Source organism: Microbacterium sp. NPDC055665, from assembly GCF_053618035.1.
In genome coordinates, this window is sequence record NZ_JBSHGY010000003.1 from 236,312 (window position 1) to 252,477 (window position 16,166).

The 16,166-nt window shown below is 66.3% G+C and carries 19 protein-coding genes; all 19 read right to left on the reverse strand.

Features of this window, described 5'->3' with window-relative positions; genetic code table 11:
* Positions 1–2: 2 nt before the first annotated feature.
* The 19 genes from rplB to ACWGO6_RS10535 all read right to left on the reverse strand — a co-directional run bounded on the left by rplB (position 3) and on the right by ACWGO6_RS10535 (position 16,129).
* A complete protein-coding gene (gene rplB / locus ACWGO6_RS10445; RefSeq protein WP_017201590.1) occupies positions 3–842 on the reverse strand; it encodes a 50S ribosomal protein L2 in 840 nt (279 codons plus the stop codon).
* Positions 843–862: 20 nt separating this feature from the next.
* Positions 863–1,186 (reverse strand): 50S ribosomal protein L23, encoded by a 324-nt coding sequence (gene rplW / locus ACWGO6_RS10450; protein WP_017829206.1) that lies wholly within the window; start codon positions 1,184–1,186, stop codon positions 863–865.
* Positions 1,183–1,845 (reverse strand): 50S ribosomal protein L4, encoded by a 663-nt coding sequence (gene rplD / locus ACWGO6_RS10455; RefSeq protein WP_021201122.1) that lies wholly within the window; start codon positions 1,843–1,845, stop codon positions 1,183–1,185. Before rplD ends, rplW begins: the two co-directional genes overlap by 4 nt.
* Positions 1,846–1,847: 2 nt before the next feature.
* The gene (gene rplC, locus ACWGO6_RS10460) at positions 1,848–2,507 is read right to left on the reverse strand and encodes a 50S ribosomal protein L3 (RefSeq protein WP_029260921.1); all 660 of its coding nucleotides are present in this window, start codon (positions 2,505–2,507) and stop codon (positions 1,848–1,850) included.
* A gap of 8 nt (positions 2,508–2,515) precedes the next feature.
* Entirely contained in the window at positions 2,516–2,824 is a 309-nt protein-coding gene (gene rpsJ / locus ACWGO6_RS10465; RefSeq protein WP_017201594.1) for a 30S ribosomal protein S10, read from the reverse strand.
* 846 nt (positions 2,825–3,670) lie between these two features.
* Positions 3,671–3,883, reverse strand: a complete 213-nt coding sequence (locus tag ACWGO6_RS10470) for a hypothetical protein (RefSeq protein ID WP_136041315.1) — start codon at positions 3,881–3,883, stop codon at positions 3,671–3,673.
* 163 nt (positions 3,884–4,046) lie between these two features.
* Positions 4,047–4,970: an endonuclease domain-containing protein gene (locus tag ACWGO6_RS10475; RefSeq protein WP_452326654.1), complete on the reverse strand. Its 924-nt coding sequence runs from the start codon at positions 4,968–4,970 to the stop codon at positions 4,047–4,049.
* A 219-nt stretch (positions 4,971–5,189) separates the two neighbouring features.
* Positions 5,190–6,380 carry an elongation factor Tu gene (gene tuf, locus ACWGO6_RS10480; protein ID WP_028502475.1) on the reverse strand — a complete coding sequence of 397 codons (1,191 nt, stop codon included), beginning with the start codon at positions 6,378–6,380 and terminating at the stop codon, positions 5,190–5,192.
* A 169-nt stretch (positions 6,381–6,549) separates the two neighbouring features.
* Complete coding sequence (gene fusA, locus ACWGO6_RS10485; protein WP_136041317.1) at positions 6,550–8,664, reverse strand: elongation factor G; 2,115 nt, start codon at positions 8,662–8,664, stop codon at positions 6,550–6,552.
* Positions 8,665–8,751: 87 nt separating this feature from the next.
* Positions 8,752–9,222, reverse strand: a complete 471-nt coding sequence (gene rpsG / locus ACWGO6_RS10490) for a 30S ribosomal protein S7 (RefSeq protein WP_017201608.1) — start codon at positions 9,220–9,222, stop codon at positions 8,752–8,754.
* Between the two features lie 5 nt (positions 9,223–9,227).
* Complete coding sequence (gene rpsL / locus ACWGO6_RS10495) at positions 9,228–9,596, reverse strand: 30S ribosomal protein S12 (protein ID WP_017201609.1); 369 nt, start codon at positions 9,594–9,596, stop codon at positions 9,228–9,230.
* 238 nt (positions 9,597–9,834) lie between these two features.
* Positions 9,835–10,482 (reverse strand): spermidine/putrescine ABC transporter substrate-binding protein, encoded by a 648-nt coding sequence (locus tag ACWGO6_RS10500; protein WP_452326655.1) that lies wholly within the window; start codon positions 10,480–10,482, stop codon positions 9,835–9,837.
* 191 nt (positions 10,483–10,673) lie between these two features.
* Entirely contained in the window at positions 10,674–11,108 is a 435-nt protein-coding gene (locus ACWGO6_RS10505) for a hypothetical protein (RefSeq protein WP_452326656.1), read from the reverse strand.
* Between the two features lie 65 nt (positions 11,109–11,173).
* Positions 11,174–12,217, reverse strand: coding sequence for an ABC transporter (locus ACWGO6_RS10510; RefSeq protein ID WP_452326657.1), 1,044 nt, complete (start codon positions 12,215–12,217; stop codon positions 11,174–11,176).
* A 114-nt stretch (positions 12,218–12,331) separates the two neighbouring features.
* Positions 12,332–12,484 carry a hypothetical protein gene (locus tag ACWGO6_RS10515; protein WP_168429576.1) on the reverse strand — a complete coding sequence of 51 codons (153 nt, stop codon included), beginning with the start codon at positions 12,482–12,484 and terminating at the stop codon, positions 12,332–12,334.
* Positions 12,485–12,546: 62 nt separating this feature from the next.
* Positions 12,547–13,200 carry an HAAS signaling domain-containing protein gene (locus ACWGO6_RS10520; protein ID WP_452326658.1) on the reverse strand — a complete coding sequence of 218 codons (654 nt, stop codon included), beginning with the start codon at positions 13,198–13,200 and terminating at the stop codon, positions 12,547–12,549.
* On the reverse strand, positions 13,197–13,529 hold the full coding sequence (locus tag ACWGO6_RS10525; protein ID WP_168429575.1) for a PadR family transcriptional regulator: 333 nt from the start codon (positions 13,527–13,529) through the stop codon (positions 13,197–13,199). Before ACWGO6_RS10525 ends, ACWGO6_RS10520 begins: the two co-directional genes overlap by 4 nt.
* A 70-nt stretch (positions 13,530–13,599) precedes the next feature.
* Positions 13,600–14,523 carry a sugar ABC transporter permease gene (locus ACWGO6_RS10530; RefSeq protein WP_136041321.1) on the reverse strand — a complete coding sequence of 308 codons (924 nt, stop codon included), beginning with the start codon at positions 14,521–14,523 and terminating at the stop codon, positions 13,600–13,602.
* A 1-nt stretch (position 14,524) separates the two neighbouring features.
* The gene (locus ACWGO6_RS10535; protein ID WP_136041322.1) at positions 14,525–16,129 is read right to left on the reverse strand and encodes an ABC transporter permease subunit; all 1,605 of its coding nucleotides are present in this window, start codon (positions 16,127–16,129) and stop codon (positions 14,525–14,527) included.
* Positions 16,130–16,166: the final 37 nt, after the last annotated feature.

The following is a 16,166-nucleotide window of genomic DNA, read 5'->3' on the forward strand; positions in this document are numbered from 1 at the left end:
TCCTACTTACGCTTCTTGCCGGCGTTACGACGACGCACGATGTACTTGTCGCTTTCCTTGTTGGCGTGACGGGTACGACCCTCAGCCTGGCCCCACGGGGAAACGGGGTGACGACCACCAGAGGTCTTACCCTCACCACCACCGTGCGGGTGGTCGACCGGGTTCATAGCGACACCACGCACGGTCGGGCGGACGCCCTTCCAGCGCATGCGGCCGGCCTTACCCCAGTTGATGTTCGACTGCTCGGCGTTGCCGACCTCGCCGATGGTCGCGCGGCAGCGCGCATCGACGTTGCGGATCTCGCCCGAAGGGAGACGCAGCTGGGCGTAGGGGCCGTCCTTGGCGACGAGACGGACGGATGCACCGGCCGAACGTGCCATCTTCGCGCCGCCACCGGGGCGGAGCTCGATCGCGTGGATGACCGTACCCGTGGGGATGTTCTTCAGCGGGAGGTTGTTGCCCGGCTTGATGTCAGCCCCTGCACCCGACTCGACGATGTCGCCCTGCTTCAGCTTCGCCGGAGCGAGGATGTAGCGCTTCTCACCGTCGAAGTAGTGCAGCAGCGCGATGCGCGCGGTGCGGTTGGGGTCGTACTCGATGTGAGCGACCTTGGCGTTGACGCCGTCCTTGTCGTTACGACGGAAGTCGATGACGCGGTACTGGCGCTTGTGACCACCACCGATGTGACGGGTCGTGATGCGGCCCTGGTTGTTGCGACCACCGGTCTTCGAGAGCGGGCGCAGCAGCGACTTCTCCGGCGTCGATCGAGTGATCTCGGCGAAGTCAGCCACCGACGAGCCGCGACGGCCCGGGGTCGTGGGCTTGTACTTGCGAATAGCCATTATTGTCCTTATCCCCCGGATCAGCCGATTGCCGTGAAGATGTCGATGGTGCCCGACTTCAGGGTGACGATGGCGCGCTTGGTGTCCTTGCGCTTGCCGGTGCCGAAGCGGGTGCGACGAGCCTTGCCGACGCGGTTGAGGGTGTTGACCCCTGCGACCTTGACGCCGAAGATCTTCTCGATGGCGAGCTTGATCTCGGTCTTCGAAGCGCGCGGGTCGACGAGGAAGGTGTACTTACCTTCATCGATGAGCCCGTAGCTCTTCTCGGACACGACCGGCTTCAGGATGATGTCGCGCGGGTCCTTGTTCAGGGCCGTCTGGAGAACAGATGCCTGCTCGCTCATGCGGAGACCTCCTGGTTGGCGCCGGACTTGGAGGCGATGAAGCCCTCGAGCGCGGCCTGGGTGAAGACGATGTCGTCGGAGACGAGCACGTCGTATGCGTTGAGCTGGTCGAACGTCAGCACGTGCAGGTTCGACAGGTTGCGGATGCTCTTCAGCGTCACGTCGTCGTTGCGCTCGATCACGACGAGCACGTTCTTCGACGAGACAACGTTGGTGAGGAAGTTCACCGCGGTCTTGGTCGAAGGCGTGCCGTCGATCCCGAAGGACTCGATGGCGTGGATGCGGTCACCGCGGAAGCGGTCGCTGAGCGCGCCCAGCAGGGCGGCGGCGATCATCTTCTTGGGGGTGCGCTGCGAGTAGTCACGCGGCTTCGGGCCGTGGACGATGCCACCACCGGTCATGTGCGGCGCGCGGATGGAACCCTGACGGGCGTTACCCGTGCCCTTCTGCTTGAAGGGCTTGCGGCCGGCACCGGAGACCTCGCCACGACGCTTGGTCGAGTGCGTGCCCTGGCGAGCCGCCGCGAGCTGCGCGACGACGACCTGGTGGATGAGCGGGATGTTCGTCTTGGCGTCGAACAGCGCGGCGGGAAGCTCGATGGAGCCTGCCTTCTTGCCGTCTGCCTTAAGGACGTCGAGCGCGAGAGTGGAGTCAGCCATGTTCAGGCACCCTTCACTGCGTTGCGGACATAGACGATGCGGCCACGAGCACCGGGGACGGCGCCCTTGACGAGCAGCAGACCCTTCTCGATGTCGATGGCGTGCACCGTGAGGTTGAGGACGGTCACACGCTCGCCACCCATACGGCCGGCCATGCGCATGCCCTTGAAGACGCGGCTCGGGGTCGACGATGCGCCGATCGAGCCGGGCTTGCGGTGGTTGCGGTGCGAACCGTGCGAAGCCGAGACGCCCTTGAAGTTGTGACGCTTCATGACACCGGCGAAGCCCTTGCCCTTGCTCGTGCCGACGACGTCGACGAGCTGGCCGGCCTCGAAGGTGCCGTCGACCGTGAGCTCCTGGCCCAGGCTGTAGTCGCCGGCGTCCGCGGTGCGGATCTCGGTGACGTGACGGCGCGGCGTGACGCCGGCTGCCTCGAAGTGGGCCGTGAGGGGCTTGTTCACCTTGCGGGGGTCGATCTGGCCGTAGGCGATCTGCACGGCGTTGTAGCCGTCCTTCTCGGGCGTACGGATCTGCGTGACCACGTTCGAGGCGAGCTCGATGACGGTGACGGGAACGAGCTTGCCGCTCTCGTTCCAGACCTGGGTCATGCCGAGCTTCGTGCCGAGCATGCCCTTGGAAATCTTGGAGTTGATGTCAACCATGTCCGACCTCAGAGCTTGATCTCGATGTTGACATCGGCAGGCAGGTCGAGACGCATCAGCGAGTCGACGGCCTTCGGCGTCGGGTCGACGATGTCGATCAGACGCTTGTGGGTGCGCATCTCGAAGTGCTCGCGGCTGTCCTTGTACTTGTGCGGCGACCGGATAACGCACACGACGTTCTTCTCGGTCGGAAGGGGCACGGGTCCGACGACGGTCGCGCCCGCGCGGGTCACGGTGTCGACGATCTTGCGTGCGGACGTGTCGATGACCTCGTGGTCATACGACTTCAGGCGAATGCGGATCTTCTGTCCCGCCATTGTCTGCTCTCTCTCTTTAGGCGTCATACCGTCCGGGACCGGGTGGCCCTGGGGCATTGGACGCACGTCGGCGCTGTTCGCGCCTCGGCACGAGAACGGCTCTCACGAGTCGATCTGCTGCACCACTGTTCTTCTGTCAGCCGCACACCATGAGGGGAACGGATGCCCGACCTCCGCCGCGCACGGCGAACCCCTCGGTGGGAAGGGTGTCGGGGTGTGTTCTGCTACCCGCGGCCTAGAACCCTGCAGCTTCCCGGAGGAGCCGCCGTCTATGCACTGCCCTGGCAGTGATCCGTCGCACGCACAGCGGCGACGGAATATCGAACCTGTCTATTCTGCCATGCCCGATTTCACTTCTGCAAACCCGGGCGTGTCGCGCCTCTCGAAGCGGCGACGACGGACGGCGAAATCCGGTCAGAAGGCTGGAGATAGCGGGGCGAGGCATCCCCATGCCTCGCCCCGCTTGGGGAGGGCGTTCAGTGCGAGGGGGCACACCGAACGCGAGTAGCCCGGCGTGAAGGGACGCCGAACTCCTCGATCGAGGGCGCGGCGGAAGAGCCGCCGCGCAGGCAGGGTGACGCTCAGGCGCACAGAGTGCGCGCGTCGCACGATGATCCCCAAAATCGCTTGTCCCCAGTTTCAACGCGGAAAGACCGCGTGCTTCGGGAAACCGAACCCCTTCGGCTTCCCCGACCGCAAGATCCCCAGGCAGTCGAGACGATCCTACTCGATACATCTGCGAATCCGCCACATCTGACGACCAGTAGCTCGGTCGCCGACGGTCTCGGTACGCGAAAGCGGCGACCCTCCGGTTGGTGGATCGCCGCTCCAAGAATGCGTGGGCTGTTACTCGTTGCCGACAGCCTTGTCCGCGCTCTCCCGGATCTCGTCGATCTTGTCCGCTGCACCCGGTGCGATCTTCTTCGCGAAGTCCGCGACGCCGTCCAGGACCTTGTCGCTGATGTCCTCCGCCTGATCGCTCTTGACGGCCTCGGCGATCTTGTCCTTGTTCTGCTCGTAGAGGTCCTTGCCCTTGTTGACCGCGTCGTCGATACCCATGTGAATCCCCTTCTCCGGTGCGCCCTGCCGGCCGGCAGGAACGCTCCTCATTGTGCCGTCCCTCCTCCCCGCATGGAACCCCCCGCGCCCCCTCTCCGCCCCTCCCCCCTGGAAGAAGGAACACGCCGGGACGTACCCCTCTCAGCGCGGCGTTTTCCTTCTTTCAACTGCGGGTGGCGAGGGCGCGACGCAGCCGGGCGATGAACACGGCACGCCCGGCACGCAGGTCATGCTGCGTCAGACGGATCACCAGCCAGCCCGCTTCCTCCAGCTCCCGCTGCCGACGGATGTCCTCGCGCCACTGCGCACGATCGGTGCGGTGGTGGTCGCCTTCATACTCGATCGCGATCCGTTCCGCGACGTACGCGAGGTCGACCCTGGCGAGACGGCGCCCTCGGCTTCGGATGACGTGCTGCACAACGGGCTCCGGCATCCCGGCCATCACGATCATCAGGCGCGTCTCGGTCTCCTTGGGCGACTCCACTCCTTCTCGAGCGAACCCGAGGGCCGCGCGTATCGTCGCCACACCGGGGAACCGTCCCCAGCGGAGGAGAGTCGCCCGGATCCCCTCGATGTCCGCCGGCGGACGACGAACATCCAACGACGGGTAGTTGACGGACGTCGTGATGATGGCGTCGATGAGCACCACCGCCTCGGTGATCGTCAGGCTCGCTGCCAGGGTGAACAGCGTCGGCACCGGGTCCAGCACCGGCAGTCCCTCGATGAGAGAAGCAGTCCGACGCCGCACACCGAGTCTGCGTCCGCAAACCCCCGCCACCGCGGGCGGCGCACCGTCCGAGGGAACGACGACCTCGACAGGCTCATCCGGATGCCAGCGCCACGGGAGAGGCAGCCCCCACAGTCGTGCCGCCGTTCTGCCGGTGAAGCACTGCTCCGCTCGGAGCCGCGGCGCGTAGCAGTCGACCCGGGCCCGGAAAGTCTCGGGGACGGACGTGGAGCGGATGCCGGGGAAGGGGCGCACGAGGGCACGGTGATCGCGTCTCCAGCGCCGCACGCCCGTGGCGTCGGCGTGAGCGATGTGGAACGAGTCGCCGAGGTCCGGCGGGAGGGGCTTCGGTCGTCGCATCCGCCCAGGCTGCGCTGCAACCGCGCTTCGAATCCTCCGCCGCCGCTTCCTCCCCCGGCATCCGGGTACAACGCCCTCCCCCGCCCTCCTGTGCAGACCCCTCGACGGAAGCAGGGAAACGCCGCGACTCGGGGCTGAGTCGCGGCGTTTCCCTTTTCGCGAGGGAACCACAAAGGGGCCGGACCCGAAGGTCCGGCCCCTTTGCGAGGAAGCAGCTGCTTACTTGACGATCTTCGTGACCGTACCGGCGCCGACGGTGCGTCCACCCTCACGGATGGCGAAGCCGAGGCCCTCCTCCATGGCGATCGGCTGGATCAGCTCGACCGTCATGTCGGTGGTGTCGCCGGGCATGACCATCTCGGTGCCCTCGGGCAGCGAGATGACGCCGGTGACGTCGGTGGTGCGGAAGTAGAACTGCGGGCGGTAGTTCGTGTAGAAGGGGTTGTGACGCCCACCCTCGTCCTTGGACAGGATGTACGCGGTGCCCTCGAAGTCGGTGTGCGGCGTGACCGAACCCGGCTTCACGATGACCTGGCCGCGCTCGACGTCCTCACGCTTCGTGCCACGGAGCAGGAGACCACAGTTCTCGCCGGCCCATGCCTCGTCGAGCTGCTTGTGGAACATCTCGATACCCGTGACCGTGGTCTTGACGGTCGGACGGAGTCCGACGATCTCGACCTCGGAGTTGATGGCCAGCGTGCCACGCTCGGCGCGACCCGTGACGACGGTTCCACGACCGGTGATCGTGAAGACGTCCTCGACGGGCATCAGGAACGGCTTGTCACGGTCACGCTCCGGGTCCGGAACGCTGTCGTCGACAGCCTGCATCAGGTCCAGGATCGCCTGGGTCCACTTCTCGTCGCCCTCGAGAGCCTTGAGAGCCGAGACGCGGACGACAGGAGCGTCCTCGTCGAAGCCCTGGGCTGCGAGCAGCTCGCGGACCTCGAGCTCGACGAGCTCCAGGATCTCCTCGTCGTCGACCATGTCCGACTTGTTCAGCGCGACCAGCAGGTACGGAACGCCGACCTGCTTGGCGAGCAGCACGTGCTCACGCGTCTGAGCCATCGGGCCGTCGGTGGCGGCGACCACGAGGATCGCGCCGTCCATCTGAGCAGCACCGGTGATCATGTTCTTGACGTAGTCGGCGTGGCCGGGAGCGTCGACGTGAGCGTAGTGGCGCTTGGGGGTCTCGTACTCGATGTGCGAGATGTTGATGGTGATTCCACGCTGGCGCTCTTCCGGCGCCGAGTCGATGGAAGCGAAGTCACGCTGCACGTTGGTGTCGGACGGGAACTTGTCAGCAAGCACCTTCGAGATCGCTGCGGAGAGCGTGGTCTTGCCGTGGTCGACGTGACCGATCGTTCCGATGTTGACGTGCGGCTTGGTCCGCTCGAACTTGGCCTTAGCCACTGGGTCCTCCTCAGGACGTCGTTGTAAAGGTGACCGGGCACTGGTTTGCGACCGGTTCTCTACGGGTTAGGTTCTCAGTTTAGTAGAGAGGGAATGTGAAGTTGTAGGTGACCTGGGAACCCCGCGGCGCTTCGCGGTGCTCGGCGCCGCGGGGAACCCAGAAGAGCGATTACTCGCCCTTGGTCTTCTGGACGATCTCGTCGGCCACTGCGCGGGGAACCTCAGCGTAGCTGTGGAACTCCATCGAGTAGACGGCGCGGCCCGAGGTCTTCGAGCGCAGGTCGCCGATGTAGCCGAACATCTCGGACAGCGGGACCTGAGCGCGGACGACCTTGACGCCTGCGGCGTCTTCCATCGACTGGATCTGGCCACGACGCGAGTTCAGGTCGCCGATGACGTCGCCCATGTACTCCTCGGGAGTACGGACCTCGACGGCCATCAGCGGCTCGAGCAGCACGGGGTTGGCGCGACGAGCGGCCTCCTTGAAGCCCATGGAGCCCGCGATCTTGAACGCCATCTCCGAGGAGTCGACGTCGTGCGCCGCACCATCGACGATGGTCGCCTTGACGCCGACCATCGGGTAGCCCGCGAGCACACCGACGTTCATCGCGTCCTGGAAACCGGCGTCGATCGAGCCGATGTACTCACGAGGGATGCGACCACCGGTGACGGCGTTCACGAACTCGTAGGTCTTCTCGGAGTCCAGGTCCATCGGCTCGATGGTGAACTGGATCTTCGCGAACTGGCCGGAACCACCGGTCTGCTTCTTGTGCGTGTAGTCGTGCTTCTCGACGGCCTTCTTGATCGTCTCGCGGTACGCCACCTGCGGCTTGCCGACGTTGGCCTCGACGTTGAACTCGCGCTTCATGCGGTCCACGAGGATGTCGAGGTGCAGCTCGCCCATGCCCTTGATGGTCGTCTGACCGGTCTCGGGGTTGAGCTCCGTGCGGAAGGTCGGGTCCTCTTCAGCGAGCTTCTGGATGGCGACACCCAGCTTCTCCTGGTCGGCCTTGGTCTTCGGCTCGATGGCGACCTCGATGACGGGCTCGGGGAACGTCATCGACTCGAGGACGACGGGCGCTGCCGGGTCGGTCAGGGTGTCACCGGTGGTGGTGTCCTTCAGGCCGATGACCGCGTAGATGTTGCCGGCGGTGACCGAGGGGACCGGGATCTCCTTGTTGGCGTGCATCTGGAAGATCTTCCCGATGCGCTCCTTCTTGTTCTTGGTCGAGTTGACGACCGCAGAACCGGAGTCGAGGTGACCCGAGTACACGCGAACGTAGGTCAGACGACCGAAGAACGGGTGCACGGCGACCTTGAACGCGAGGGCCGCGAACGGGTCCTTCGAGTCCGGGTGACGCTCGATGATCGTGTCGTAGTCCTTCGGGTCGTGCGCCTCGATCGAGCCCACGTCGAGCGGGTTCGGGAGGTAGTCGACGACCGCGTCGAGCATCGGCTGGACGCCGCGGTTCTTGAACGCGGAGCCGCAGAGCACCGGGTAGATCTCGCTGGCGACGGTCAGCTTGCGGATCGCGCCCTTGATCTCGGCGACCGTGAGCTCCTCGCCACCGAAGAACTTCTCGAGCAGCGCGTCGTCGGTCTCGGCGACGGTCTCGAGGAGCTGCTGACGGTACTCGGCCGCCTTCTCCTTGAGGTCTTCCGGGATCTCCTGGATCTCGTAGGAGGCGCCCATGGTGACGTCACCCTTGGAGTCTCCGGCCCAGACCAGTGCACGCATCTCGACCAGGTCGACGACGCCGATGAAGTCGTTCTCGGCGCCGATCGGCAGCTGGATCACGAGGGGCTTGGCGCCCAGGCGGTTGATGATGGTGTCGACGGTGAAGTAGAAGTCCGCGCCGAGCTTGTCCATCTTGTTGACGAAGCAGATACGGGGGACGTTGTACTTGTCGGCCTGACGCCACACGGTCTCGGACTGGGGCTCGACGCCCTCCTTGCCGTCGAACACGGCGACAGCACCATCGAGCACGCGGAGCGAACGCTCCACCTCGACCGTGAAGTCCACGTGGCCGGGGGTGTCGATGATGTTGATCTGGTTCTTGTTCCAGTAGCAGGTCACGGCGGCAGACGTGATCGTGATGCCGCGCTCCTTCTCCTGCTCCATCCAGTCGGTGGTCGAGGCGCCATCGTGCGTCTCGCCGAGCTTGTGGTTGACGCCCGTGTAGAACAGGATGCGCTCGGTCGTCGTGGTCTTGCCGGCATCGATGTGCGCCATGATGCCGATGTTGCGGACCTTGCTCAGGTCCGTGAGCACGTCTTGTGCCACAGGAGTGTCCTTATCTTTTGGAGCAGGTGTACTGCGAAGAGGGGGTGCCCGCCCCTCGGCGAGTGGCCGAGGGTCGGGCGAAGCTGGTTACCAGCGGTAGTGAGCGAACGCGCGGTTCGACTCGGCCATCTTGTGCGTGTCCTCGCGGCGCTTGACCGCGGCACCCAGGCCGTTCGACGCGTCGAGGATCTCGTTCTGCAGACGCTCGGTCATCGTCTTCTCACGACGGCCCTTCGCGTAGCTGACGAGCCAGCGCAGAGCGAGCGTGTTGGCGCGGTGAGGCTTGACCTCGACCGGCACCTGGTAGGTCGAGCCACCGACGCGGCGGCTGCGGACCTCGAGAGTCGGGCGCACGTTGTCGAGCGCCTTCTTCAGCGTGGCGACGGCGTCCTGACCATTCTTCGCCTCGACACCGCGGAGGGCGCCGTAGACGATCGACTCGGCCAGCGACTTCTTGCCGTCGACGAGGATCTTGTTCACCAGCGAGGTGACGATCGGAGCGCCGTATACCGGGTCGTTGACGACGGGGCGCTTGGGGGCTGGTCCCTTACGAGGCATCTAACTCAACCCTTCTTCGCGCCGTAGCGGGAACGAGCCTGCTTACGGTTCTTGACTGCCTGGGTGTCCAGGGCGCCACGGACGATCTTGTAACGCACACCGGGGAGGTCCTTGACACGACCGCCACGGACGAGCACCAGCGAGTGCTCCTGGAGGTTGTGACCCTCACCGGGGATGTACGCGGTGACCTCGGTGCCGTTGCGGAGCTTCACACGAGCGACCTTGCGCATCGCCGAGTTCGGCTTCTTGGGCGTGGTGGTGTAGACGCGGGTGCAGACCCCGGCCTGCTGCGGGTTCGACTTGAGCGCCGGCGCCTTGGTCTTGGTGACCTTGGGCGAGCGACCCTTGCGAACCAACTGCTGAATGGTTGGCACGTTCTCTCCTCATAGTGCTGCACGGTGACAGCGTGATGGGTTTCACATCATGACCCACCGGCACGCCGGAATCGACGAGCTTTTGGTGTGGTGGGTATGCCGTGGGGGCGGACCGGCATGGTGCCGACGCCCAGTGCGCACGTCGAGACGTGCACACACCTGGTCAAGTGTAATGCCGCGTAACGTGGCGGTCAAATGAGCGCGAGCCCGTCCGGATGGCGGCGCGGCCCACGGAGGGTCACGGCAGGTCGGGGTCGAACGGGGAGTCCAGTGATTCCGTCAGCTCGGCGAGCAGGGCCTCGATCTGCGGCTCGACGTGCTGGGAGATGGCCGCCTGGATATAGATCCGGTGGCGCAACAGGATGCCGCAGATCTCCCGCCCGACCATGTTGGCGTACTCGTCGGCGAGGGTGACCTCCTGCCGGAGGGCGATCTTGGCCTCCTCGGTCAGAGGTGGCAGCGCCGGAAGCTCCGCGGCGGAGTCGTCTGCGAGTCCGGCGATGGTGAACAGGAACGGCGCTCCGGGAACCGGCTCGGGGTCGAGCGGGAGACCGTCGAACTCCGGATCGAGGTCTTCGGTGGGGCGGTAGCTGCGAGCCCGGTTGCGGGCGGCCTGCTGGTCGAGTTCGCGCTGCAGCATCGGGAGATTCCGTGCCGTGTAGTCAGCGACGGCGTGGTCGACGATGGTCTTGATGCGCGTTGATAGTCCGTGCTGCACGCCGTGCGGGGTGTTCGCGCCGATTCCCGCCGCCGAGAGGATCGGTGAGCCGAGACAACGGCGGCACGGCGCGACGCGACCGCGGTGGGTTGCCGGCTCCCAGCGCGGCACCCAGCGCAACCAGGCCTCGACGGCCTGGTCCACCTGCGTCTCCAATGAGCGCTCCACCCCACCAGCGTACGGCGCGCCGCACGTCGTCGCCGCGATTTCACTCGTCACGGCGGGGCGCATGCAGCCGACCGGACGATCCGCCGAGGAGAGGACGTTCGACCGTCCCTTCGCCGCAGGATGGTCGGCGAATCGTCGCCGGGTCGGCGAATCGTCGCCGGGTCGGCGAATCGTCGGCCCGAGGAGCCCGGTCACTCCTCCTCGTCGCGCTCCCAGGGCCAGCGCGGATGCTCGGCACGGGTGCGACGAAGGGCGATGCCGCCCCACGCCGCGATCAGCCCTGCGGCCACGAGCACCGCACTCGCACCGCCGCGGACCAGATCACCCGCGACGGCTGTGGCGATCACGAAGTCGGACGAGTTGATGACCACCGTGATCCACACCGCCACGAGATGAGCGAGGGCGGTCAACAGGGCGATGGCGACCGTCGCCACGTAGGACGGAGCACCTCGTCGGAGCGTCGACCACAGCGCGAGCGCGAACGCGATGACCGCAACGACCATCCCTGCCGCACCGGGCGCCTGCCCCAGACCCGGAACCGCGATGATGTCGGTGTCGGTGGCCACGCTCAGCGCCCCCAGCCCGAACACCGCGAGCGCGAAGAAGCCGATCGTCGCGAGGACCACCGCCAGGACAGCCGAAACCCCCGCGGACTCGGGCCCGCGGGGGTTCGGCGTGGTGGAGTGCGTGACTACCTCGACAGCGTCGGACCGGCTTCGAGGGTGCGCTCGTACTCGCGCTGCGCCTCGGCGTTCAGCTCGGTCTTGCGCGCACCGCTGCGGGAGACCCATGCGCCGAACCAGATGGTCAGTTCCCGGGCGAACACGAATGCGGCGATGGCGAGCGGGGCGAGCAGCTGCTCACCGACGAGCTCGAGCCCCTGCGACGACGTGAGCTTCCAGAACGGAGCCTCGAACAGCTGCCCGAGGATGTGTCCGGCGTAGGCGATGACGCCGACGATGATGCCGAAGACGACCCAGAGCCCCCAGCGACCGCGGTTGATGATCGCGCCGAGCAGCCAGAAGCCGAGGAAGAAGACGACGACTGGCGTCCAGTAACCCCAGGTCATCAGCGGGGCGAGCGCGGCCTCACCGATGTTCTCGCCGTTGACGTCGCCGGCGATCGCGGCGAGGCCCAGCGCTGTGCCGAGGTAGAGCACGGCGAAGACGAGGGTCGCGAGCAGGCCGATCAGACCGGCGGTGCCGCGGTTGCCGCGGTCACGGGGCGGCTCGGGAGCCTGCACGAAGATCGGCTGGGGCTGCGCCGCGGCGGCCGCACCGGACGCGGCGATCAGCGGCTCCGACGGCACGATCCGTGTCTCGGCCTCGTCGCCGTACTGGGCGTAGGCTGCGCCGGCCATGCCGGACTGCTCGTGGCCGAACGGGATGGGCTCGCCCACGATCGGCTCGGGGTAGAACGACTCGCTCTCGGCATCGGCTTCTGCCCTGACGTCGCGCGCGCTCTCACGCGACTCGACGGCCGGAGCGGGAACGACGGCAGGAGGCGGGGACGCGAACGTTCCCGGGTGATCACGCTCGGCGGCTTCGAACGCGGCGAGGTCGGGGTCGGCGACCCTCTCGTCGACCGGGGCGGCCTGCGTGTGCTCCGGCGCATCGGTGGAACCGGGGACATCCGCGCCCGCTGCGGCGGCGGCGTCGAGACCGGCGTTCGCGCTGCCGACGACGTCGTCGACGTCAGTCGGCTTCTCGGGCTGGGGAGCGTCGGGGTCACTCATGGTGTGCGCCTCTCATCGGATATGTGCATTGTGAGGGTACCGCCGGGCCGACGGCCGCTGACGCAGGCGTGCCGACGTGTCGGGATACACGCGTGCGCACTCCGACGCGAACCGTCAGGGAAGGGCGTTGCGAAGGGCCGTCCCCGCGAACTCGGCGAGCGCGGGGAGGATCGGGAGGGACAGCCAGACGAGCGCGCCGATGACCCCGGCGCACACGATGCCTGCGAACCAGCTCATCGCCAGATTGCGCCCCGCCACCCGTGCCATGCCTCCACGGTACGGGTCGACCAGGATACTGGCCGGGAGCAACGCCGAGCATGTGGCGCGACTCAGCGTGCGACCCGACCCCGCAATCGCCAGAGCAGCCACAGACCGGATGCCGGGATGAGCAGGAACCCGAGGAGGAGGAGGACGTGCCACATGCCGAAACTCGGCAGCAGCGGGTTGTTCACGACTTCGTCGGGGGGGGTGCCGGTGCCGGAGGAGCTGCCGGTCGAGCTGTAATCCACGAAGCTCATGAACTGCACGAGGATCAGCGACAGCGCACCGAACGCGAACGGCACGACGATGGCCACGACCTTCTCCCACGTCTTCCAGAGTGTGCTGATGCTGACGAGCACGGCCCCCACGAACCAGCCGAGGACGGGGAGCACGAAGCCGCCGAAGCTCAGCGTCAGCGCTGCCGTGATCGCGAACCCGCGCGTCGATGTCGTCGGCAGCCGAGGAGCCGGCGGCGCGACGACCGGAGGTGCGACCGCGATGGTCGGGCTCGCCGGCACCTCGTCCTGCGCCTCCCTCGCGATGGCCACCGGATCGCCGAGTCGAGCGATCCGCGCGGCCGTCTCTGCGGCGTCGAGGCCCTGGAGCTCCTCGACGATTCCGCCGCGGATGTCGGTCGCGACACCGTGCGGGAGCCCGCGCATCGCCTCGTCGAGTCGGGCGAGGTACTCCTCGCGCAGGGTGTCTGCGGTGGTCTCTGTCATGGTCGTCCCTCTCCGACGAGGCCCGTGACGACACGGGCGAACGGTGTCCACTGCACTCGGAAACGCTCGAGCTGCTCCGTACCCGACTCGGTGAGCCGGTAGTACTTGCGTACCGGACCGCTCTCCGACGGCAGGTCGAACGTGCTGACCCAGCCGTTGTCCCGCAGCCGTCCCAGCAGCGGGTAGAGCGTGCCGATGCTGGCGATCAGCCCGGCGCCCGTGAGCGCATCGGCCAGCTGCCAGCCGTACATGGGCTCGCGCGCGAGGAGCCCGAGCACGCAATACTCGACCACCCCTTTGCGCATCTGCGATCCCACGTCAGCTGTCATGCATGACAAGCTACCATGCGATGCACGTTACCGCTGCCGCTCACTCTCAGCGGACGGGCATCCCGGACGATCAGCCCTTCGTCGCACCAGCGGTGAGACCGCCGACGATGTACTTCTGCAGGAAGAGGAACAGGATCATCACCGGGATGGCGGCCATCACGGCGCCGGCAGAGAAGGCGGACCAGTCCGCGTAGCGCGGGTTCGCGACGAGCTTGGTGAGTCCGACGACGAGCGTCTGCTGCTCCACGTCGACCAGCATGACGCTCGCGATCACGTACTCGTTGACCGTGCCGATGAAGGAGAGGAGCCCGACGACCGCGAGGATCGGCGCGACCAGACGCAGGATGATTGTGAAGAAGATGCGCGCGTGACCGGCGCCGTCGATGCGGGCGGCCTCGTCGATCTCCTTCGGGATCGTGTTGAAGAAGCCGTACATCAGGTAGGTGTTCACACCCAGCGCTCCACCGAGGTAGACCAGGATCAGGCCGGTGTGGGTGTTCAGCCCGATGGCGGGGAACCAGTCCCCCAGCGTCGACATGAGCAGGAAGATCGCGACGACGGCCAGCAGCTGCGGGAACATCTGCACGACCACGATCGTGACGAGGCCGACCCGGCGTCCGGCGAACCGCATGCGCGAGAACGCATATGCCGCGCAGGCGCCGATGAAGACGGTGACCGCGCCGGTGACCACGGCGATCAGGAGCGTGTTGAGGAACCACGTGGCGTACGGATTCTGCGGGTCGCTCAGGATGCGGACGTAGCTGTCGATCCCGATCGCGGAGAACAGCTGGTTCGAGCCGGTCAGCGTCCCCTTCGGATTCAGTGACGCCGAGACGACGTACAGCAGCGGGAACAGGGCGAAGGCGCTCACGACGATCGCGACGAGGTGACGCCATCCGGTGTCGGCGAACCAGGCGCCGAAACTGCGTCGACGAGGGGCGAGGCTCTGCGCCTCGGTGGTGGCGCGAGTGGTGGCGGGGCCGGCGGTGCTCATGTCAGTTCAGCTCCTCGAGGGCCTTGGTCTTGCGGAAGCTGATGATCGAGATCGTCGCGACGACGATGAAGATCAGGATCGTGAATGCCGAGGCGAGCCCGTAGTCACGGGTCTGCCCGGTGAAAGCCACCTTGTAGACCATCGAGATCAGGATGTCGGTGTGCCCGACGGGGATGGACACGTCGCTGAAGCGGGGTCCGCCCTTGGTGAGCATGTAGATCAGGTTGAAGTTGTTGAAGTTGAACGCGAACGACGAGATCAGCAACGGCGCGACGGTGACGAGCAGCAGCGGCAGCTTGATGCGGCGGAAGACCTGCCACGGATTCGCGCCGTCCATGACGGCCGCCTCGTTCACGTCTTCCGGGATGCCCTGAAGGGCGCCCATGCAGACGAGGAACATGTAGGGGAAGCCGAGCCACAGGTTCACCAGCAGCACCGACACCTTGGCCAGCGTCGGATCCGTGAGCCAGGGGATCTCCGCTCCCCCGAAGATGACCTGGTTGATGAAGCCGAAGCTCTCGTTCATCATGCCGGCCCAGACGAGAGCCGACAGGAAGGCGGGGAACGCGTACGGAAGGATCAGGATGATCCGGTACCCGTTGCGGAACCGCATCCGGGTGTTGTTGAAGACCAGCGCGAGCAGGAGCCCGAGGAAGAACGTCGTGGCGACCGAGATCAACGCGAACGCGAAGGTCCACAGCGTCACGGAGATGAGCGGTCCGCGGATCGACGAGTCGGTGACCGCGCGCACGAAGTTGTCGAAGCCGACCGTCGTCTGCCAACCGGGGAGCAGCTGCTCGCCGTCGTCGGCGGTGAAGGCTCCTTCGCCGGTGTCGGAGTACACCGTGCCCGTGGTCGTGTCGGTGATGGTGTCTGCGGCTTCGTCGTAGGCGAGCGTCGAGACGTACAGGTACCCCTTCTGCCCGTCGGGCGCGCGCAGGCTGCCGTCGTTGGGGTCATCGCTGAAGGGGACCGACAGCTTCTCGAGCTCTTCGGAGAGGGTGAACACCGTGGCCAGCGGGAGCGTCGTCCAGCCCTCGACCGCGACGGCCTGCCCGCCCTCGAACTCGGCATCCACCTCTTCGAGCGGCTGCTCCGCCGTGCCGAGGAGCGCGTCGCCGGACTCCGGGTCGGTCACGAGGAGACCGTAGGTGCCGAACTGTTCGACGACCGTGACCGGATAGGTGGGAGAGTCTTCGACCCGCTCCTGCGCGGAGGCGAGAAGCGAGGAGATCGCCTGATCCTTGGTGCCGTTGTGCCCGGTGCCGTAGTTCGTGAATCCGATGTAGCCGGTGTAGAGCAGCGTGAACACCTGGAACAGGATCAGGAAGATGATTCCCGGCGTGAGGTATTTCGCGGCGATGCGCTTGCGGGAGAAGTAGATGTAGTTGACGAGGACGGCCACCGCGACGACGATGCCGAGGATCAGCCACTCCTTGTTGGCGAAGAGCACGAACGCCGCGTACAGCGCGATCGCGTCGACGACCGCCAGCAGGAGGATCTTCAGCAGCATCCAGCCGATCGGGCCGGATGCCGCCTCGGCGATCTTCGCGGCCTGGCGCTGGCGTCTGGTCGGAGGGGCAGTGCGCTCGTCGATGTCTGTCATCTCGTCCTCGTCATGATCCTGCCGGGGCGGACGGAGA